At 64.3% G+C, this 19392-nt stretch carries 18 protein-coding genes; 13 read left to right on the top strand and 5 right to left on the bottom strand.

Features of this window, described 5'->3' with window-relative positions; all coding sequences use genetic code 11:
• Positions 1–149 precede the first annotated feature (149 nt).
• From ACM42_RS37755 to ACM42_RS37720, 8 genes are read left to right on the top strand one after another with little or no spacing between them, the layout of a single operon-like run.
• A complete protein-coding gene (locus ACM42_RS37755) occupies positions 150–1010 on the top strand; it encodes an FAD binding domain-containing protein (protein WP_271533754.1) in 861 nt (286 codons plus the stop codon).
• Entirely contained in the window at positions 1007–1528 is a 522-nt protein-coding gene (locus ACM42_RS37750; protein ID WP_271533507.1) for a (2Fe-2S)-binding protein, read from the top strand. Before ACM42_RS37755 ends, ACM42_RS37750 begins: the two co-directional genes overlap by 4 nt.
• Positions 1525–3900 (top strand): xanthine dehydrogenase family protein molybdopterin-binding subunit, encoded by a 2376-nt coding sequence (locus ACM42_RS37745; RefSeq protein ID WP_271533506.1) that lies wholly within the window; start codon positions 1525–1527, stop codon positions 3898–3900. The genes ACM42_RS37750 and ACM42_RS37745 overlap by 4 nt, the downstream gene beginning before the upstream one ends.
• Before the next feature lie 23 nt (positions 3901–3923).
• Positions 3924–5165 (top strand): ABC transporter substrate-binding protein, encoded by a 1242-nt coding sequence (locus ACM42_RS37740; protein ID WP_271533505.1) that lies wholly within the window; start codon positions 3924–3926, stop codon positions 5163–5165.
• 11 nt (positions 5166–5176) lie between these two features.
• Positions 5177–6052: a branched-chain amino acid ABC transporter permease gene (locus ACM42_RS37735; RefSeq protein ID WP_271533504.1), complete on the top strand. Its 876-nt coding sequence runs from the start codon at positions 5177–5179 to the stop codon at positions 6050–6052.
• Complete coding sequence (locus ACM42_RS37730; RefSeq protein ID WP_271533503.1) at positions 6049–7047, top strand: branched-chain amino acid ABC transporter permease; 999 nt, start codon at positions 6049–6051, stop codon at positions 7045–7047. Before ACM42_RS37735 ends, ACM42_RS37730 begins: the two co-directional genes overlap by 4 nt.
• Positions 7044–7799 (top strand): ABC transporter ATP-binding protein, encoded by a 756-nt coding sequence (locus ACM42_RS37725; RefSeq protein ID WP_271533502.1) that lies wholly within the window; start codon positions 7044–7046, stop codon positions 7797–7799. The genes ACM42_RS37730 and ACM42_RS37725 overlap by 4 nt, the downstream gene beginning before the upstream one ends.
• Positions 7792–8511 (top strand): ABC transporter ATP-binding protein, encoded by a 720-nt coding sequence (locus tag ACM42_RS37720; protein WP_271533501.1) that lies wholly within the window; start codon positions 7792–7794, stop codon positions 8509–8511. Before ACM42_RS37725 ends, ACM42_RS37720 begins: the two co-directional genes overlap by 8 nt.
• Positions 8512–8513: 2 nt before the next feature.
• Here ACM42_RS37720 and ACM42_RS37715 read toward each other — a convergent pair whose 3' ends face one another.
• The 4 genes from ACM42_RS37715 to ACM42_RS37700 form a co-directional block, all read right to left on the bottom strand.
• A complete protein-coding gene (locus ACM42_RS37715; RefSeq protein ID WP_271533500.1) occupies positions 8514–10523 on the bottom strand; it encodes a putative bifunctional diguanylate cyclase/phosphodiesterase in 2010 nt (669 codons plus the stop codon).
• A gap of 440 nt (positions 10524–10963) precedes the next feature.
• Complete coding sequence (locus tag ACM42_RS37710) at positions 10964–11242, bottom strand: Plug domain-containing protein (protein ID WP_271533499.1); 279 nt, start codon at positions 11240–11242, stop codon at positions 10964–10966.
• Between the two features lie 61 nt (positions 11243–11303).
• Positions 11304–12434: a hypothetical protein gene (locus ACM42_RS37705; RefSeq protein WP_271533498.1), complete on the bottom strand. Its 1131-nt coding sequence runs from the start codon at positions 12432–12434 to the stop codon at positions 11304–11306.
• A gap of 263 nt (positions 12435–12697) precedes the next feature.
• Positions 12698–12982, bottom strand: coding sequence for a hypothetical protein (locus tag ACM42_RS37700; RefSeq protein ID WP_271533497.1), 285 nt, complete (start codon positions 12980–12982; stop codon positions 12698–12700).
• A gap of 166 nt (positions 12983–13148) precedes the next feature.
• On the opposite strand from ACM42_RS37700, the gene ACM42_RS37695 reads away from it, so the two are divergent.
• Entirely contained in the window at positions 13149–13958 is an 810-nt protein-coding gene (locus ACM42_RS37695; protein WP_271533496.1) for a substrate-binding domain-containing protein, read from the top strand.
• Here ACM42_RS37695 and ACM42_RS37690 read toward each other — a convergent pair.
• Positions 13932–14630 carry an ABC transporter permease gene (locus tag ACM42_RS37690; RefSeq protein ID WP_271533495.1) on the bottom strand — a complete coding sequence of 233 codons (699 nt, stop codon included), beginning with the start codon at positions 14628–14630 and terminating at the stop codon, positions 13932–13934. The genes ACM42_RS37695 and ACM42_RS37690 overlap by 27 nt on opposite strands.
• 476 nt (positions 14631–15106) lie before the next feature.
• Here ACM42_RS37690 and ACM42_RS37685 point away from each other — a divergent pair, with 476 nt between their 5' ends.
• The 4 genes from ACM42_RS37685 (at position 15107) to ACM42_RS37670 (ending at position 19324) form a co-directional block, all read left to right on the top strand.
• The gene (locus tag ACM42_RS37685) at positions 15107–15958 is read left to right on the top strand and encodes a 3-hydroxybutyryl-CoA dehydrogenase (RefSeq protein WP_271533494.1); all 852 of its coding nucleotides are present in this window, start codon (positions 15107–15109) and stop codon (positions 15956–15958) included.
• A 137-nt stretch (positions 15959–16095) separates the two neighbouring features.
• Positions 16096–16560, top strand: coding sequence for a group III truncated hemoglobin (locus tag ACM42_RS37680; RefSeq protein WP_271533493.1), 465 nt, complete (start codon positions 16096–16098; stop codon positions 16558–16560).
• 254 nt (positions 16561–16814) lie between these two features.
• Positions 16815–17468 (top strand): QcrA and Rieske domain-containing protein, encoded by a 654-nt coding sequence (locus ACM42_RS37675; protein ID WP_271533492.1) that lies wholly within the window; start codon positions 16815–16817, stop codon positions 17466–17468.
• Between the two features lie 131 nt (positions 17469–17599).
• A complete protein-coding gene (locus ACM42_RS37670) occupies positions 17600–19324 on the top strand; it encodes a methanol/ethanol family PQQ-dependent dehydrogenase (protein WP_271533752.1) in 1725 nt (574 codons plus the stop codon).
• Positions 19325–19392: the final 68 nt, after the last annotated feature.

Below are 19392 nucleotides of genomic sequence, written 5' to 3'. Positions count from 1 at the left end.
TCTTGGTGCCTTCATAGCCCAAGGCGCATTTGTGACCAAATGGTCATTTCCTGTTGACCGCCTCCCGGCGGCGTGTCAGGATTTTGAGACCAGATGGTTACAAATCTGGCATCCCGGCTGATGAGCCGATGGATTTCGAGGAAACGGCAGTGAAGGCGAGGGCTTTCAGCTATTTTCGTGCTGCGACGATCGACCAGGCGCTGGACGCTCATGCGCGCGCCGGGGATGACGCACGTTTCATCGCCGGCGGCCAGAGCCTCGTGCCGGCGCTGTCACTGCGGCTCCAGGCGCCGCGGCTGCTGATCGACATCACGCACATTGCCGAGCTGCGCGGCATCAGGCGCGAGGGCGCCTATTTGCGCATCGGCGCACTGACGCGCCACTGCGAGATGCTGAGCGAGCCGCTGATCGCGGAGTTCGCGCCGCTGCTGCATGCCGCGGCGCCCTTCGTCGCCCATCCCGCGATCCGCAACCGCGGCACGTTCGGCGGCAGCGTCGCGCTGGCAGATCCGGCTTCCGAATTTCCCGCGATGACCTTGGCGCTGGACGCCGAGATTGAGATCGCCAGTCCCTCGGGCAGCCGGCGCGTGAAGGCCGATGAGTTCTTCATCGACCTGTTCGAGACGGCATTGCAGCCCGGCGAGCTGATCACGGCCATCTACGTTCCGCTGTTCAAGGCCGATCAGCGCTTTGCGTTCGACGAACTGGCGCGGCGGCGCGGGGATTATGCGCTGGTCGGTTGCGGCATGCTCGCGACTTTCACGAGTAATCGGATCGACGACATCCGCATCTCCTTCTTCTCCGTCGGCAATAGGCCGACGCGGGTGAAAGGCGCTGAGGCAACTCTGATCGGCTTCGGCCTCGATGCGGAACATATCGCTGCCGCGCAGGCGGCGCTCGAGGGTGATCTCGCGCCGCCCGAGAACGACGAGGTGCCGCCGGCGATGCGCCTGCACCTCGCCCGCGTGTTGCTTGGCCGCCTGCTTGGACGTCTCGGTGAGGGCGCATGAGAGGCTTTGACGAAACCCTGCTGGACGAGGCCGATGAGACTGTGCGGGTCCGCTTCGTCGTAAACGGCCGCAAGGTCGCCTGCGAGGTTGCGCCCCGCGAGACGCTGGTTGATTGCCTGCGCGACAAGCTCGAGCTGACGGGCACGCATGCCGGTTGCGAGATGGGCGCCTGCGGCGCCTGCCTGGTGCAGATCGACGGCCGGGCCGTGCACTCCTGCCTGATGTTCGCGGTGCAGGCCGACGGCGCCAGGATCGATACGATCGAGGGTCTCACCGAGAGCGGGGCGATCGCCGACCTCCAGGCCGAATTCCATCGCCGCAACGCGCTGCAATGCGGCTTCTGCACGCCGGGTATGCTGGTCAACGCCTGCGAGCTGCTCTCGCAGATTGCCCAACCGAGCCGCGACCAGATCCGCGACGCGCTGTCGGGCAATTATTGCCGCTGCACCGGCTATGAAGCCATCGTCGACGCCATCGACGCTGTCGCCAAAGCACGCAGTGCCGGAGGCGAGAGATGACTGCGCCGCTGACCTCGCTCGACCGCCCGAACTCCTACATCGGCCGCTCCCTGCCCCGGCCGAATGCCAAGCGCCTGCTCGCCGGGCGCGGGCGCTATGTCAGCGACCTCCGTCTGCCGCGCATGCTCTATGCTGCGTTCCTGCGCAGTCCGCATGCCCACGCCAAGATCATCTCGATCAAGACCGACGAGGCGCGCGCGCTGGAAGGCGTGCATCTCGTCGCGACGGGTGCGGATCTCGCAAAGATCTGCACGCCCTGGACCGGCACGCTCGATCATTTCAAGGGCATGACCTCCGCGCCGCAATTGCCGCTGCCGCTGGATCGCGTGGTCTGGGCCGGACAGGCGGTGGTCGCCGTCGTCGCCGAGAACCGTGCGACCGCCGAGGATGCGCTGGAGCTGATCGAGGTCGACTATGAGGACCTTCCCCTTGTCGTCGACATCGACGCCGCACGTGAGGCCGGCAGCCCGCTGGTCAATCCCGGCAGCGCGAGCAATGTGTGCTTCCGCAGCCAGCTCGACAGCGGTGCCGTTGATGACGCCTTCGCGCATGCAGCCCATGTGGTGGAGGAGGAGTTTTCCTTCGGCCGCCATACCGCGGTGACGCTGGAGCCTCGTGCCATCGTTGCCGACTATGATCCCGCAGCCGGGATGCTCACCGTGCATCATGGCACCCAGACGCCCTACCAGTTCCAGGACCTCTATTCGCGCCACTATGGCATCCCGGAAGCCCGTGTTCGCGTGATCGCGACCGACATCGGCGGCTCCTTCGGAATGAAGCTGCATGTCTATCACGAGGACATGGCGGTGGTCGGCCTCTCGATCCTGCTCGGCCGTCCCGTGAAGTACGTCGCCGACCGCATTGAATCGTTCGTCTCCGACATCCACGCCCGCGACCACCGCTTGCGGGCCCGCATGGCGCTGGATGCCAAGGGCGAGATTCTCGCAATGGACGTGCTGGATCTGACCGCGATCGGCGCATTCTCGACCTATCCACGCACCAGCGTGGTCGAGGGCAACCAGGTGATCCGCCTGATCGGCGCGCCCTACCGCTTCAGGAATTACCGCGCCACGCTGGAGGTGATCTTCCAGAACAAGGTGCAGACCAGCCAATATCGCGCCGTCGGCCATCCCATCGCCTGCGCCGTCACCGAGCGAATGGTCGACATGGCGGCGGCGAAGCTCGGCCTCGATCCTTTCGCCATCCGCGCGCAGAACGTGATCGCCGATGACGCCTATCCGCAGACCTCGCCGACCGGTTACCGCTTCGAGGCGCTGTCGCATCAGGCATGCCTCAGGCGCCTGCACGAGATGATGGGCTACGACGGCTTGCGTGCCGACCAGGTGGAGTTGCGCAAGCGCGGCATCTACCGCGGCATCGGCATTGCCGCCTTTGTCGAGATCACCAACCCGAGCCCGGCATTCTATGGCGTCGGCGGCGCACGCATCTCCTCGCAGGACGGGGCGATCGTCAGCCTGACGCCGTCGGGCGAGGTGCGCTGCCTGATCTCGGTCACTGAGCAGGGGCAGGGCACCGAGGCGATCATCAGCCAGATCGTGGCCGATCAGCTCGGCCTTGCGCAGGAGCACGTCAAGGTCATCACCGGAGATACCGAGGTGACGCCGCATGGCGGCGCCACCTGGGCCTGCCGCGGCGCCGGCATCGGCGGCGAGACCGCGCTCCAGGCGGCGCGCGCGCTCAAGCGCAACATTCTGGAGATCGCCGCGCTCATCCTTCAGGAGCAGCCGTCGGCCCTCGACATCGTCAATGGCGATGTCGTGGACGCAGGCACGCGGAACCAGCGTATGCCGATCTCGGAGATCGCGCGCATCGCCTATTTCCGCTCCGATACGCTGCCGCCGGGTACGCAGGCGCAGCTCACCGTCAGCCATCATTTCGCCCCGCAAGGCTATCCCTTCGCCTTCACCAACGGCATTCAGGGCTGCTCGCTGGAGGTCGATGTCGACACTGGCTTCATCAAGCTTCTGAAGCATTTCATCGTCGAGGATTGCGGCCGGGTCATCAATCCGATGCTGGTGGACGAGCAGCTTCGCGGGGGCATCGTGCAGGGGCTGGGCGCGGCGCTGTTCGAGGAGTGCCGCTACAGCGACACCGGACAGCTCGTGAACGGCTCGCTCGCCGACTACCTCGTCCCGATGCCGATGGAGATGCCTGACATCGTCATCGCCCATGTCGAGACGCCGACCGCCGACACTGAGCTCGGTGCCAAGGGGGTTGGGGAGGCCGGCACCGCAGCGGCGTCCGCCTGCGTGCTTAACGCCGTCAACGATGCACTCGCGCCGTTCGGCGCCGCCGTCAATTCGATTCCGATCACGCCTGCAAGAGTCCTGAAAGCCCTGAAGCGTTTCTAGAAAAAAGACAGTTGGAGGAAATCATGCCCAAATCCGGTTCGACCCCGAAGATAACCCGCCGCACCGCGCTCGCCGGCCTCTCGGCCAGCGCGGCCCTGCTCGCCATGCCGCGGCTCGGCCGCGCCGCCGACGAGACGATCCGAATCGGCTTCCCGACGCCGCTGACCGGACCGTTCGCCGCCGAAGCGCGCGATCAGGTCAAATGTGCCGAGCTCGCGGTGAAGCTCGTCAATGACAAGGGCGGCATTGCCGGCCGCAAGGTCGAGCTGTTGGTCCGCGACGACAAGCTCAACGCCGGCGAGGCCGCGACCCGCACGCTCGAGCTGATCGAGAAGGACAAAGTCCATGCCGTGGTCGGCGCGCTCTCCAGCGCGGTACAACTGGCGGTCAACGAGGTCACCCGCGCTCGCGGCGTGATCTATGTCTCGATCAGTCAGTCCGACACCATCAACGAGGCCAAGGATTTCAGCAAATATACCTTCCATGAGGCGCTGAACCCCCACATGACGACGGCCGCCGTGGCACGGCAGACCCTGAAGAAGGGCATGAAGGTCGCCCATCTCGTGGCCGACTATGCCTATGGTCACGAGATGCTGCGCGGCTTCAAGCGCGCTCAGACCGCGATCGGTGCGGACAATGTCGGCGAAATCCTGCATCCGTTCGGCGCCGCCGACTATTCCACCTTCATGCCGCGCCTGATGTCGATGCGACCGGATGTGCTCTGCATCTCGAATTTCGGCCGTGACCAGGCCAACGCCATCAAGCAGGCCGTGGATTTCGGCGTCAAGCAGCAGATGAAGATCGTCGTGCCCGTCATCCTGCACAATCAGCGCCTCGCCGTCGGCCCCGACGTGTTCGAGGGCGTGGTCGGCGGTGCCAATTACTATTGGGGGCTGGAGACGCAGAGCAAGTCGGCGTCCGCGTTCAACGCAGCGTTCAAGGCCGCCAACGGCGGCGCGATTCCGACCGATTATGGCGCCTACGGGTATTCCGGCGTTGGATCGTTGCTGGCTGCCATGCAGGCCGCCGGCGGCACTGATACGGACAAGGTTGTCGATGCCCTGGAGAAGCTGCAGTACGATCTGACCAAGGGCCCGCAGCACTACCGCAAATGCGACCATCAGTCGGTTCAGTCGGTGCTGGTGCTGGAGTCCAAGAAGAAGTCGGCCATGGCAAATGAGAACGATCTGTTCGCGATCCTGGCCAACGACGCGGGGGCCGACGACATGCTGCGCAGCTGCAGCGAGCTCGGCCACGCGACCTGAAGCCTGTCACGATGGACCTGTCGCTGATCATCATGCAGCTTCTCTCCGGGATCGCCCTTGGGGCGGTCCTGGTGATCACTGCGCTTGGGCTGACGATCGTGTTCGGCATGCTCGGGGTGGTGAATTTCGCCCACGGCGCGCTGTTCATGATCGGAGCCTATGCGGGGCTGTATCTGGCATCACTCACCGGAAGTTTCTGGTGGGGGCTGCTGCTCGCACCCATCCTGATCGGCGTCTTCGGCATGCTGATCGAGTTCGTTCTGATCCGCAGGCTTTATGGACGCTCGATCGACGATCCGCTGCTGCTGACCTTCGGCCTCAGCTACATCCTGGTCGAGGGGGTGCGCATCGTATTCGGCAGCGACGGCATTCCCTTTCCGACACCGCCGCAGCTGGTCGGCGTGCTCGATCTCGGCATCGGCTTCTTCCCGCGCTACCGCCTGTTCGTCATCGCGCTGGTGGCGGTGGTGCTGCTGGTGCTCTGGCTGACGCTGGAGAAGACCCGCGTCGGCCTGATCGTGCGCGCCGGCGCGCGCGATCCGACCATCATGCAGGTGCTCGGTGTCGATATTGGGCGGGTCTGGCTCGCGATCTTCGGGCTCGGGGTGGGGCTTGCCGCGCTCGGCGGCGTGCTCGCCGGGCCCATGCGCAGCGTCAATCCGGAGATGGGCTCGCTGGTTCTGGCGGAGGCCTTCGTGGTGACCGTGATCGGCGGGCTCGGCTCGATCGTTGGCGCGGTCGTAGCTGGTCTCATGGTCGGCGTATCCATCAGCATGGTGGCGCTGTTCGCGCCGGAGATGGCGACCATCGTCATGTTCGCACTGATGGCGGTGGTGCTGCTGATCCGCCCGCAAGGCCTGTTCGGTGTGAGAGGGAGGACGGCGTGACGCTACCTTCGAGCGGCGAAGCGGTCGCCAAACCTGCCTCCAGTGGGCTCGGCTGGCTCCTCGACCAGCGCGTGCTCCTCTCGATTGCCGTGCTTGCCTTGCTGCCCTGGTTGCTGCCGTCGAAGGCGCTGGCCGTCAACGTCCTGATCTACGGCGTCGTGGTGATGGGCTACAATCTGCTGTTCGGCTACACCGGGCTGCTGTCGTTCGGCCAGGCTGCGTTCTTTGGTGCAGGCGCCTATTTCACCGGCATCGCGATCGGACGCTACGGCATACCCTGGTTCGCCGCCGTACCGATCGCCGTACTCCTCAGCACCTGCCTCGCCGCCGCAATCGGCATCGTCTCGACGCGCACCCGCGGCATCTACTTCTCCATGGTGACGCTCGCCTTGGCGCAACTCGTCTACTACGTCGCGCTTCAGGCGGCCTCCTTCACCGGCGGCGAGAACGGGCTGCGCGGCTTCACGGTCGACCGCATCAGCCTGTTCGGCCTTCAGGTCAATTTCCTCGATCCCGTCAACAAGTATTACGTGCTGATGGCCTTCGCGGCGTTGGCGATGTGGTTCCAGTCGCGCATCCTGAACTCACCTTTCGGGGCCGTCATCGAGGCGATCCGCGAGAACGAGCAGCGGGCACGGGCCTGCGGCTATGACGTCGAACGCAGCAAGCTGGTCGTGTTCATGCTGTCGGGCGCGATCTCATCGCTCGGTGGCTGCATGCTGGCACTGCATCTGTCCATCGTGCCGCTGGACATCCTGCACTACCAGACCTCGGGCATGATCGTGATGATGGTGCTGCTCGGCGGTGCCCGCAGCTTCTTCGGGCCCTTCGTTGGTGCCGCCAGCTTCCTGATCCTGGAGGACGTGATCTCGCTCTGGACGCCGCATTGGCAAATCTTCGTCGGCGCGATCTTCGTGCTGTTCGTGCTGTTCCTGCCCAAGGGCATCTGGGGTACGCTGCTCGATGCCCTCGGCATCGGAAAGGCGCGGCAATGAGCACTGAACTGCTTCGCGCCGAAGGCATCGGCAAACGCTTTGGCGGCTTCGTCGCGCTCGAGGGCATCACCGTTTCGTTCGCGGCCGGCCAGCTCACCTCGATCATTGGGCCGAACGGCGCCGGCAAGAGCACCTTCTTCAACATCCTCTCGGGCGCGCTGACGCCGAGCTCGGGCAAGCTGCACTTCAGGGGACGTGAGCTGAACGGGCTGCCGCAGCACCGCTTCGTGCATCAGGGCATCTCGCGCTCCTACCAGATTACGAACATCTTTCCCGATCTGTCCGTGCACGAGAACGTGCGCGTGGCGGCCCAAGCGCTGATCGTGAGCTACGACATCTGGCGCAACCGCGCCCGGCTCGCTGAACTGGATGCGCGCGCAGACGCCGCGCTCGACGCAGTCGGGCTACTGGCCAGGCGGAACGAATTGGCGAAATTCCTGTCGCATGGCCAGCAGCGCGCACTGGAGATCGCGATCGCACTGGTTTCCGAGCCGGAATTGCTGCTGCTGGACGAACCGACCGCCGGCATGGGGCCGGAAGAAACCAAGGACATGGTCGCTCTGCTCGAGCGCCTCGCCGAGAAGCGCACCGTGCTCCTGGTGGAGCACAAGATGAAGATGGTGCTGGGGCTCAGTAAGCGCGTCGTGGTGCTGCATCACGGCCGCCTGCTGGCGGACGGCGCGCCCGACGAGATCAGGAGCAATCCGGAGGTCCGCCGGGTCTATCTCGGACAGAGTGAAGGCTATGGCTGAGACCGCGCTGCTCGAAATCAACGATCTTCATGCCTGGTATGGCGCAAGCCATATCCTGCACGGCATCTCCCTGCACGTGGACCGGGGCGAGGTGGTCGCCCTGGTCGGCCGCAATGGCGCCGGTAAGACCACGACCTTGCGGGCGATGATGGGCCTGATGCCGAAGGCGGCGGGCCGCGTGCGCTTCGCAGGCAGGGAGCTGTTGCCGCTCCGCGCGCATCAGCGCTTCCATCTCGGCCTCGCTTACGTGCCCGAGGAACGCCGCATCGTCCCCGGCCTGTCCGTGCGCGAGAATTTGCGGCTCGGTCTCGTCGCGGCCGGCGGCGATATCGAGGAGCGCACGGCGATCGACGAGATCGCCGAGACCTTCCCGCGCCTGAAGGAGCGTCTCGATCAGGAGGGCGTGACGCTCTCGGGCGGAGAACAGCAGATGCTGGCGATTGCGCGCGCGCTGATCGCAAAGCCAAGAATGATCCTGCTCGACGAGCCATCGGAGGGCATCATGCCCGTCCTCGTCGAGGAGATGGGCGTGCTGTTCCGCCGCCTGCGCGACGAGGGAAAGACGCTGCTGCTGGTGGAGCAGAACGTCGAATGGGCGCTGCGGCTGGCTGACCGCGCCGTCATCATCGATCAAGGCGAGGTCGTGCATCAAAGCAGCGCGGCGGCGCTGCTCGCGGACAAGGATATCCAGGAGCGCTACTGCGCGGTGTGACGTTAGGCCACGACCTTGGCCCTGGTGCCTTCGAGGCGCTGGCCTTCCTTTGCCAGATAGTCGCCAACCGCATCGGCCGCCATGGGCTTTGCGAAATAGTAGCCCTGGATGAAGTCACAGCCGAGCCGGCGCAGGCTGTCGAGCTGGGCGCGGGTCTCGACTCCCTCGACGACGCAGGCGATCTCCATGTCGTCGCACAGGCCCGTGAGCGACTTGATGATCTTATGGCTGACGGGATTTTCGTTGATGTCGGCGACGAAGCTGCGGTCGACCTTGATCTTGTCGAGCGGCAGCCGGTGGACGTGGCTCAGCGACGAATAGCCGGTGCCGAAATCGTCAAGCGAAATGCCGCAGCCCATCGCCTTCAACGTCGCGATCGACTGCTGCGCACGCACGAAGTCGAAGGTCACGGCGGTCTCGGTGATCTCGAAGTCGATCCGATGCGGCGGCAACCCACTCTTCTCGATGATGGAGATCAGCGGCAAAATGCCCTCCGCCGCGCAGACGTCGTGGGCCGAGAGGTTGAACGACAGGCGGACGTGATCGGGCCATGTCTTGGCGATGGCGAGCGCGCGCACCAGCAGCGCTTGCGTCAGCGGGCGGATCAGACCGATACGCTCGGCGGCCGGAATGAAATCGGCCGGGGAGACCATGCCGAGGCGAGTGCTATGCCAGCGCGCGAGGACCTCGAACCCGGCGGTGTACTCGCTCATGGCGTCGACGATCGGCTGGAACACCAGGTCCATCTCGGTGCTGAAATCGGCCGTGCGCAGCAGGTTCTCGATGACTCCGCGACTGCGGATCTCGGCCTCGAGCTCGCTCGAGAAGATCACGGTGCGGCCGCGCAGATTGCGCTTGGCGTGATAGAGCGAGTAGTCGGCGCACTCGTATAGCGCTTCCGACGTGGTCGCTGAGTCCGGAAACGATGCGAATCCGATCGAGCACGACAGCCCGGTGTGGGCGGTATCGAGCTGGTAAGGCAGCTTGATATGGCCGCCGATGCGTTCGCCCAGTCGCATCAGATCCACGTCGTCGGGGTCGCCGCACACGATGAGACCGAACTCGTCGCCGCCGAGCCGGGCGAACTCCACGCGCTTCGGGCCAAAGCCCTCGCAGACCTCGCGGATGCGCCGGCCCGCCTCGATCAGGACGCGGTCGCCGACGGAGTGGCCGTAATTGTCGTTGATCGGCTTGAAGCCGTCGAGATCGATGATGCCGACCGCGACGCGAACGTTCCTGCGCTCGGCATCCGTGAAGGCACTCGACAATTCGGCGAAGAAGCGGCGGCGGTTCGGCAGCTCTGTGAGGGTATCGAGATTGGCAAGTCGAAAGTTCTCGTCCGAGAGCGCCTGCGTCGCCGCCTGTTGCGCCAGCAGCGATTTGCGGCTGGCAACGAGATCGGCGAAGTCGCGATAGTAAATGAACAGCACCGTCACCATCGCGCCGGAAACCAGGAGGTTGTTGACGGCGATCGCCTTCAGCGTCGGTTCGCCTGTGGCGAAGAAGAACAGCACATAAGGCACGTCGACGATCAACGTCACGATTAGTGCCGCCGAGCGCAGATGCATCAGCGAGAAGATGCAGCCGATCACGGTGACCGCCATGTAGAAGGCGACTTGGCTCTTGGCGAAGGGATCGCCGTAGGGGTAGAGCGCGAAGGACCAGGCGGCGAAGCCGGCGCCGATCGGCAAGGTCAGCCAGTTGGTGGCGCGCAGATTGCGCAGGATGTCGGCATCACTGCGCACGATGTGACGCTGGCGCAGCCACCAGAAGGTCCGTAAGCCCGCGAGCACGGTCAGCACGCTCGGCACGATCATCGTCAGCCAGTCCGGCGCCACGTTCACATAGGTGTAGGCGACCGCGATCGTGTTGCTGATCAGGATGAAGTAGAGCAGCGGGATCTGCTTGGAGAACGCGTCGAACTGTGCGCGCGTCAGGTCCGGGTTGTCGGCCGGTACGCGAAACAGCCGCGTTGCGGCGGCAAGATGAGACTTCAAATCGACAACAGGCATTGAAATACGAGCCCCGCATCCCCTGAAAACGCGGGCGATCTTGCACGGCGCGGGCAAAGGGCGCGTTAGATCGGGCCAAGCGCGGAAGGCCAGCACAGGTTGCGCGCTACCTCAAGGTTTCTCCGGCCGCGTGCATTGGTGAGCTCCCGTTAAGGATACCCGCCGTTCGAAGCGTGCGTCTCAGGCACGTAATCACTGCAGCTACGACCTGCTAACCATGGTGTCATCCGGTGTGCTCGCTCCGCCTATCTCCGTCGAGCAGCGGCTTGTTACGTTCCCCGGGCCACGAGTTGCGCGTCGTCTCCTTTTTGGTCTAGGCAGAACCGCCGGTGTGCGAACAGGGCCAGTGCGCACAGCGCGGCCGTTACTGTTCTCATGGTTTGCCTCCCACAGTCTTGTCGTTCCGGTCGGGCGGTTGCCGTGGCTCGACCGGTCACGCTTCAGCGCCCGATCGTCACCCCGGCTGTGGACCGCATCGCACCTCTCAGGCTGGTCGCGTTCATGTCGTCGAGGACCTGCCGCGTCAGCACGGTGGTCTGGCCGGGCGTGTCGAGGATCGTCTCTCCGCGCGAGGAAGAGAGCCGATCGGCCTTGTAGGGTGCTGCTGGATCGGTGGCGGGAATGGCCGTGGCTGCAGGACGCGGCCGTTTACCCGCGGCGAGCGCTGGCTGTGAGATGGAGAAGGCGATCACGACCAGAAGCAGCGACCTTGTGCGCATACACGATCTCCCATGTCGGGACATCAGCGTAGCACATCGGGATCGTTCGCAGAAGAAAGGATCAGGCGAGAACGGCCTGACGCTCCCGCGTCGGTTCGCGGACGCAGTCGATGTTCCGCGGCTCGGCGAGCCGGGTGAAGCTGCGATGGCTCGCTTGCGCAGGCGCCTCGACAATGACGCCCTCACAGACGATCTGTCCGCCGAGCATCTTGAATTCCAGCTTGTCGTAGCGCGGCATTGTCTCGCCGGGCGCCGGCGGCAGCAGCCCGACGCTTCCCTGGATGTTCAGCGCGGCCTCGCCGGTGCCGTGAAGCCGCGGATTCCACATACGGATTCCGGTCTCCGCCCAGCGCTGTCGGATCAGCGCGGCGCGATCGGCGGGTTCCGCGGCTCTCGCGCGAGCTTTCGGTGCACTGCGGATCTGAGGAGCAGGAGACTCGAGCGCCGAAGCCGGTTCGATCTCGATGACGACGCTGGCTGACTCGTTGGCCGCCATCGCAACGGTTGTGACGAGCGGGACATCGTTTGCAGGGGCCGGCGCGACCTCGACGGCGAGCGCCGGGTCGCTGTCGGCTCCGGCTTCAGAAACGTCAGGCGCGACGCTATTGGCATCGCCGAGGAGGACCGGGATTGCTTCGACGGCGACCGTTTCGACCTCGGCGGAAACGTTGGGCGAGGGGGCAGCTTCGATAACGGCATCAGGGACGTCGTTCGAAGCGGTCGCGACGGCTGGTGATGAAACCACAACCTCCTCTGCGACGACGGAATCGATTTCGGCGGGAGATGCATCGCCAATGATGGCGAGATCAGTGTCCGCAACCGGCTCGTTCTCCGCGTCGGTCGGTGAAACCAACACCTCCTTGGCGACCGGCGGCGTCGCGGGCGCCTCGATTTCCGTCACTCTCTCCGGAGATGAGTCGTCGCTGGGACAGATATCGTCGGACGGATTCTCCGCAACGACAGACACAGCCGCATCGTTCTGCGCGACCGGAGCCTGGGTGGCGGGGTCAGCGCCGTCGCGCACCGGGGTGGTGCTGATCTCGGCGATTGGAGCTTGAACAGTGGCCGCGACGTCTTCGATGATGGCGGGCGAAGCGTCTGTGGCGATCGGCGCGACGTCAATGCTGCCGCTGTGCGGCAAGGGCCGAAGTCGGGTAAACGCCCAGTTCACCGCGGGGATGCGGCGCAGCAACGATATCAGTCTCGAAAGCACTGGGAGTTGTCCAAGAGGTACTCGGCGTGAGGCAATCGCTGATTCGCCAGCAATGAGAAAACCTGCCCCGGCCGTCACACTCGTGTCAATGTAGGGAGGACCAATTGCAGAACATCCACGCATCCACTCTGCGGGGGGAATTTCCCCCCGCTTTGCGAATGCGGTTCGCGATTCCTCCAATCGACGCGCTGCTTGGAGTGGAAGGGGACAGCTGTCCCCTCTCGGGATATTCGACCCTCAGTTCATTTGCCGGCGCCAGAGCCAGAGCCCGCACCGCCGCCGGCCTGGCTGCCCATATTGTTGCTGTTGCTACCGCCGGCAGATGGCGATTGCGCGCCTTTGCTGTCGCTGGCCTCGTTCTGCATGTTCGATGTGCGTCCCGTCGTCATTCCCTTGGTCGCCGGGCCTCGCGACGAGGGGCCGACGTCGCCCTGACCGGACGCGCCGGGGGCGGGTTGTGTCTGTGCGAAGGCGCCACCTGTCGCTAGCGCCATGATGCATGCGGATGCCAGGATGATCTTCTTCATCGGATTCTCCTTGACTTTACATCTCCGGACAACCCGCCTGCGCCGACGACGTTCCTGCCAACGCGTGTAGCCCTCGCGTCAATTTCCGTTACTGCCTGTCCAAGGGGTTCCCGTCGTCGTCGCCAGCGGCTATTCAGAACCGTCAGTGTCTGGTCGGAGACGACGCATGAGGAAGCTTGCCACGATCGGAGCGGCTCTGCTCTGGTCCACCATCGCATTCGCACAGGATCGCACCATCACCGTGGCCTCGACCACTTCGACGGAGCAGTCTGGGCTGTTCGGTCATCTGCTGCCGCTGTTCTCGAAGGCGGAAGGCATCAGCGTGAAGGTCGTTGCCGTCGGCACCGGTCAGGCGCTGGATATCGGCCGGCGCGGGGATGCCGACGTGGTGTTCGTCCATGACAGGTCCGCCGAGGACAAGTTCATGTCCGAAGGGCAGGGCGTAAAACGGTTCGACGTCATGTACAACGACTTCGTCATCATCGGGCCCAGAAGCGATCCGGCGCGGATATCAGGCAGCAAGGATGTGGTCGAGGCGCTACGCAAGATCGCGACGGCCAAGGCGACTTTCATCTCGCGCGGCGACAAGTCCGGCACGCATGCGGCCGAGTTGCGGCTATGGAAAGAGGCGGGCGTTGACCTCGGCGCCGGGAAGGACAACTGGTACCGGGAAATCGGTCAGGGCATGGGCCCGGCGCTGAACATGGCCTCGTCGTCGAACGCCTATCTCCTGTCGGATCGCGGCACCTGGCTATCGTTCAAGAACCGTGGCGAGCTCGCCATCCTGACCGAGGGTGACAAGCGGCTGTTCAACCAGTACGGCGTCATGCTGGTGAATCCTGAAAAGCATCCGAGCGTGAAGGCGAAGGACGGGCAGGCCTTCATCGACTGGCTGGTTTCGCCGAAGGGGCAGGAAGCGATCGCCGGGTACAAGGTCGGCGGCGAGCAGCTATTTTTCCCCAACGCGTCCCACTAGCACGAAGGCGACGGTTGACACCGCCACGCTGAGTGCCAGCAGGATCAGTCCGAGTCCGAGCGCCAGCGGCAGGTCGCCTTTGCTGGTTTCCAGTGCGATCGCCGTCGTCATCGTACGGGTGAAGCCTCGGATATTGCCGCCGACAATGATGATGGCTCCGACTTCCGCAATGGCGCGCCCGAACGCAGCGAGAAAGGCCGTCAGCAGCGAGGTCCGCCCGAGCGCGAACAGCAGGCCGATGCTGCGCAGTGTCGATAGCCCGTCGATCCGCGCCAGATCGCCATACTCCGCCCAGAGCAGGCTCGCCGGCCGATGCACCAGCGCCACCACGATCGGCGTGGCGAGCAACGTCTGCGCAATCACCATGGCGGCCGGTGTGAACAGCAAGCCCGCCGCCCCGAGCGGACCGGACCGCGACAGCAGGAGATAGAGGGCGAGCCCGACCACGACCGGTGGAAGGCCGAGCAGCGCATTAGTCAGGATGATGATAAGTTGACGCCCCCGGAAACGGGTGATCGCAAGCAGGGCTCCGAACGGTGCGCCGATCAGGAGCGCGACGATGCTGGCAGTCAGGCTAACCCGCACCGACAATGCGACGATGCCCAGCAACTCGGCGTCGGCTTCGCCGATCAGCGTGAAGGCGGCACCGATGGATCGTACGAAATCGTTCATCCGGCCTGACGCCGTTGCGCCGGCTCGATGCCGGTGGTCCTAGTCACGTCCATCGTGAAATCCTTCGTCCTCGGCAGCCTGCCCCTGACAGCTTCGGCCCGCCTTGGCGGCAGGCCGGGTCCTCCACGAGCATCCTCGGATGGCAACTGCGCCGGTTGTGGCCGCTGCGGTCGGCACAATCAAGAGGTTGCAGTTCAGGGGGCTCAGGGTGCGGGTTTGTCCCCTCTGAATCGGGCGCCCGATGCCCGGCTTTCATTGGGTTGCTGGGGGCAGGGCACAAGATCCGGCAGATTCCGGTAGGAAGAGCCCAGATCCTGGCGCGGCACGGCCGTGGACGGCTTTATTCCGCCCGTGGATGCACTAAGGAAAGGACAGGATCAGGTCGCACCCGTCGGGTGGTGGTGCTAGACCCTGATGCAGCAACAATAGGGCCGGGCCGCTCCTGGCTCGCCCGCAAAGATGAAGGATGTGACGCAATGATCCAAACCGTTGGCATCATCGGGGCTGGGACCATGGGGAACGGCATCGCGCAGGTCTGCGCTGCGGCCGGACTCTCGGTCGTGATGGTCGATATTTCCGATGCGGCGGTGAACCGCGGGCTTTCGACCGTCGGCGGCAGCCTCGAGCGCCTGGTCAAGAAGGAGAAGATGTCGGCGGCCGACCGCGAGGCGACGCTCAAGCGTATCACCGGCACGACCGACCGGGCGAAGCTCTCGGATTGCGATCTGGTCATCGAGGCCGCGACCGAGAACGAGGAGCTCAAGGTCAAGATCCTGAAGGATCTCTGCGCCACGCTGTCGCCGCGCACGCTGGTCGCGACCAACACCTCGTCGATCTCGATCACCAAGCTCGCAGCCGCAACCGATCGTCCCGACCGGTTCATCGGCATGCACTTCTTCAACCCGGTGCCGGTGATGGCGCTGCTCGAGCTCATCCGGGGCTTGCAGACTTCGGACGATACCCATGCCAAGGCGCTCGATTTCGCCAAGCGCGTCGGCAAGGTGGCGATCACGGCAAAGAACAGCCCGGGCTTCGCCGTCAACCGCATCCTGTGCCCGATGATCAACGAGGCGATCTTCGCGCTCCAGGAGGGAATTGCGACGGCGGAAGAGATCGACGCCGGCATGAAGCTCGGTTGCAACCATCCGATCGGGCCGCTGGCTCTGGCCGATCTGGTCGGGCTCGACACCATGCTTTCGGTGATGGAGGTCTTTTACAAGGGCTTCAACGATCCTAAATATCGGCCAGCCCCGCTGCTGAAAGAGATGGTCGATGCCGGCCATCTCGGCCGCAAGAGCGGGCAGGGCTTCTACACCTATAGCGCCTGATGAAGGCATCGGCGGCGGACACTCAAACGTCCGCCGCCAGATCCCGCAATTTGCCCTGCGACAAAGACGCCGTGCGCAATTGACCCGACAATGTCGAATGGGCGGCCTGCGGGAACATAGAACGGATAACAAGCGACATGTCGGATCGACTGAAGGCCGAGCGCGAGGCTGCGGCCGCGCGGCGGAACCTGTTGACCCAGGATGCGATCCAGCGCACCGGGATCACCGAGGAGATGATCGGGGAACTCGTCACCCGCTTCTACGGACGCGTGCGCGAGGACGCGCTGCTTGGTCCGGTCTTCGCCATCGTGCAGAATTGGGACGAGCACCTCGCCAAGCTCAGGGACTTCTGGTCCTCGGTGGTGTTGATGAGCGGCCGCTATCATGGCTCGCCGATGCGGGCGCATCTGCCGCTGAATCTGGTTGGAGATCATTTCGACCGCTGGCTCGATCTGTTCGAGCAGACCGCGCGCGAGGTCTGCCCGCCGGCGGCGGCTGCGCTGTTCATCGACAAGGCGCGTCGTATCGCCGACAGTTTCGAGATGGCTTCGGCGACTGTCGCAGGTCGCATCGCATCGCCGCGTCACGTGCTCAGGCCCTGAATACAAAATGCCTGCCTCAGAAACGCTGAGGACGCGCGCCGCGCATCTCGCGATGGCGCGCTGCACCAATTCCAACATCATCGGTCTGATCTGCAAAATCATCATGCGGTTCGCGTGATGCGATGTAGAATTTGCGAAAACGCGCTTGAACGCGTTTAGTATCATTCAATCATCGCGAGCAAAGACATATTGATGCACTGCGGCGCCAATTCTTTGCCTTGTTTTCGGCAGAGTTCCAGCGCCTGCTAGCGGGCATGTCGAGCGCACCGTTCAACGTCAATTCATCACCGTCCGAGAGCATAGCGGAAGCTGAAGCCGACGCGGGCACCGAGCAAACGCGACGGACGCTGCTGCTCGGCGCGCTTGCGACCACCGCGTGCCTCGGCTGTTCCCCGCCGGCGCGTGCAGGCGAGGATCCGCCCGGCGCCGACGAGCGGCCGCAGAAGGGCGATCTGCTCGTCTTCTCCGAAGGCGAGCAGGAGGGGAAGATCATCACCACGGCCGATCTGAAGGCCGGCGGTCCACCGCTCCATGCCTGGCCGAGGGATCCCAACACATCGGTGGTGCGCAGCGCCTCGCGGCTCAACGAGATCCTGATCATCAGGCTCGATCCCGCCGAGCTCGACGAAAAGACCCGCGCGCGTGCTGTCGACGGCATCATCGCCTATTCGGCGATCTGCTCGCATGCGGGCTGTCCTGTCACCGCCTGGGTGAAGAGTGATGTCGGCGACAAGGAGGTGTTCAAGTGCATGTGCCACAATTCCGAATACGACCCTCGCGCGGGCGCGCAGGTCGTGTTCGGACCGGCGCCGCGACGGCTCGCAGCATTGCCTCTGGCGCTGGCTGGCGGATCGCTCAGCGTCGCCGGCAATTTCGTCGGAAAGGTAGGTGGCGCACAGCCAGGATGATGGACGGTTGCGGGGCCGTGCCCGCGTCACGAGAGGCCGCGTCCGCCGATGGGCGGACGATGGGACGAACGACAAGAATTCACAACAAGAATTCAAACGGATGAAAAAGGGGAACGTCCATGAAAACTTCCATGGCAAGGAAGCAATGGTTACTGTCCGGCTTCGTCGCCTTCAGCTGCCTCGCCTCGACCGCCGCCGTATCGGGCCCGATCGAGAACTACACACCGGTCACGGCGCAGCGGCTGGAGAATCCGGAGCCGAGCAATTGGATGCTCTATCGGCGCACCTATGACGGGCAGGGCTATAGTCCGCTCGACCAGATCAACACCTCGAACGTGAAGAGCCTCACGCCGGTCTGGACCTTTGCCACCGGTGTGGTCGAAGGCCACCAAGCGCCGCCGATCGTCAACAATGGCGCGATGTTCGTGACGACCCCAATGGGGCAGGTGATCGCGCTGAACGCGAAGACCGGCGACGAATACTGGCGTTACAAGCGGCAGCTCCCTGACGATCTGTTTCAGCTGCATCCGACCAACCGGGGCGTCGGCCTGTGGGAGGACAAGCTCTACCTCGCCACCACGGACGACCATGTGGTCGCGCTCGATGCCAAGACCGGCAAGGTGGTGTGGGACACCAAGGTGCAGGACTACAGGAAGGGCCAGTACCTGACGCTGATGCCGTTGATCGTGGACGGCAAGGTCATCGTCGGCGGGTCCGGCGGCGAGTTCGGCGTACGGGGCTATATCGTGGCCTATGATGCCAAGGACGGCAAGGAGCTGTGGCGGACCTACACCATCCCCGGCGAAGGCGAGCCCGGTCACGACACCTGGCAGGGCGACGACTGGAAGAACGGCGGTGGCTCGGCCTGGATGACCGGCAATTACGACAGGGAGACCAAGACGATCTATTGGGGCGTCGGCAACGCGGCGCCATGGCCCGGCGAGACCCATCCCGGCGACAATCTCTATACTGCATCGGTGCTCGCGCTCGATCCCGACACCGGCAAGATCAAGGCCTATCACCAGTACCACCAGAACGATTCCTGGGATTGGGACGAGGTCGAGGCGCCGATGCTGATCGATCTGCAACGCAACGGTCGCACCATCAAGAGCCTGGTCCATCCGGGACGCGACGCGATCTTCTGGGTGCTCGAGCGCACGCCGACCAAGATCAACTACGTCGCAGGCTGGCCGTTCGTCTATACCGACGTCTGGAAGGGCATCGACGAGACCGGCAAGCCGATCGTGGATCCCGCGCACAAGCCGGTGATCGGCAAGCGCGTCGAGTTCTGTCCGTCGCTGTGGGGCGGTAAGGATTGGCCGTCGGCCGCCTACAGCCAGAGGACCGGCCTCGTCTACGTGCCTGCCAATGAGAATTTCTGCGGCGGATTCACCGGCGAGAAGGTCCCGCTCAAGCCGGGCGAGCTCTGGCTCGGCACCAAGCCGGAGGACATCGGCCTGAAGACGAGGCCGGGCGCGGATCATTTCGGCGAGCTTCAGGCCTGGGATCCCGCCACGGGCAAGAAGGTGTGGCAGCACAACTTTCCGAAGTCGCAGCTGTTCGGCTCCGTCACGGCGACGGCGGGCGATCTCGTCTTCGTCGGCGGGACAAACGACCGCAACTTCCGAGCCTTCCACGCCAAGACCGGCGAACTTCTGTGGGAACAGAAGACCAACTCCGGCATCGTTGGCATGCCGGTGTCCTATGAGATCGACGGCACGCAATACATCGCGATCCAGTCGGGATGGGGCGTGGACGCACAGCGTATCCAGGATGCACTCGTGACCAACAATATCGGCATCGAAGCCAATGTGCCCCAAGGCGGGGTCATCTGGGTCTTCGCGCTGAAGAAATAGCTCCGCGGGCGGATCGAACGTAGCGGAGCAGCAAGGGGGGTGGTGAATGCGGCGGACGGCAACGTCCG

It is taken from the genome of Bradyrhizobium sp. CCBAU 25338 (genome assembly GCF_028128965.1).
Lineage (GTDB): Bacteria > Pseudomonadota > Alphaproteobacteria > Rhizobiales > Xanthobacteraceae > Bradyrhizobium > Bradyrhizobium liaoningense.
Note: the sequence above shows the minus strand (reverse complement) of the source record. Positions and strands in the feature narration are given on the sequence as shown.

Excerpts from the sequence above, each read along its gene's own strand:
- ACM42_RS37725 (WP_271533502.1), top strand. The coding sequence starts at position 7,044 with ATGAGCACTGAACTGCTTCGCGCCGAAGGCATCGGCAAACGCTTTGGC.
- ACM42_RS37670 (WP_271533752.1), top strand. The coding sequence starts at position 17,600 with ATGGCAAGGAAGCAATGGTTACTGTCCGGCTTCGTCGCCTTCAGCTGC.
- ACM42_RS37685 (WP_271533494.1), top strand. The coding sequence starts at position 15,107 with ATGATCCAAACCGTTGGCATCATCGGGGCTGGGACCATGGGGAACGGC.
- ACM42_RS37720 (WP_271533501.1), top strand. The coding sequence starts at position 7,792 with ATGGCTGAGACCGCGCTGCTCGAAATCAACGATCTTCATGCCTGGTAT.
- ACM42_RS37750 (WP_271533507.1), top strand. The coding sequence starts at position 1,007 with ATGAGAGGCTTTGACGAAACCCTGCTGGACGAGGCCGATGAGACTGTG.
- ACM42_RS37735 (WP_271533504.1), top strand. The coding sequence starts at position 5,177 with ATGGACCTGTCGCTGATCATCATGCAGCTTCTCTCCGGGATCGCCCTT.
- ACM42_RS37740 (WP_271533505.1), top strand. The coding sequence starts at position 3,924 with ATGCCCAAATCCGGTTCGACCCCGAAGATAACCCGCCGCACCGCGCTC.
- ACM42_RS37675 (WP_271533492.1), top strand. The coding sequence starts at position 16,815 with ATGTCGAGCGCACCGTTCAACGTCAATTCATCACCGTCCGAGAGCATA.
- ACM42_RS37710 (WP_271533499.1), bottom strand. The coding sequence starts at position 11,242 with ATGCGCACAAGGTCGCTGCTTCTGGTCGTGATCGCCTTCTCCATCTCA.
- ACM42_RS37695 (WP_271533496.1), top strand. The coding sequence starts at position 13,149 with ATGAGGAAGCTTGCCACGATCGGAGCGGCTCTGCTCTGGTCCACCATC.
- ACM42_RS37690 (WP_271533495.1), bottom strand. The coding sequence starts at position 14,630 with ATGAACGATTTCGTACGATCCATCGGTGCCGCCTTCACGCTGATCGGC.
- ACM42_RS37745 (WP_271533506.1), top strand. The coding sequence starts at position 1,525 with ATGACTGCGCCGCTGACCTCGCTCGACCGCCCGAACTCCTACATCGGC.
- ACM42_RS37680 (WP_271533493.1), top strand. The coding sequence starts at position 16,096 with ATGTCGGATCGACTGAAGGCCGAGCGCGAGGCTGCGGCCGCGCGGCGG.
- ACM42_RS37715 (WP_271533500.1), bottom strand. The coding sequence starts at position 10,523 with ATGCCTGTTGTCGATTTGAAGTCTCATCTTGCCGCCGCAACGCGGCTG.
- ACM42_RS37700 (WP_271533497.1), bottom strand. The coding sequence starts at position 12,982 with ATGAAGAAGATCATCCTGGCATCCGCATGCATCATGGCGCTAGCGACA.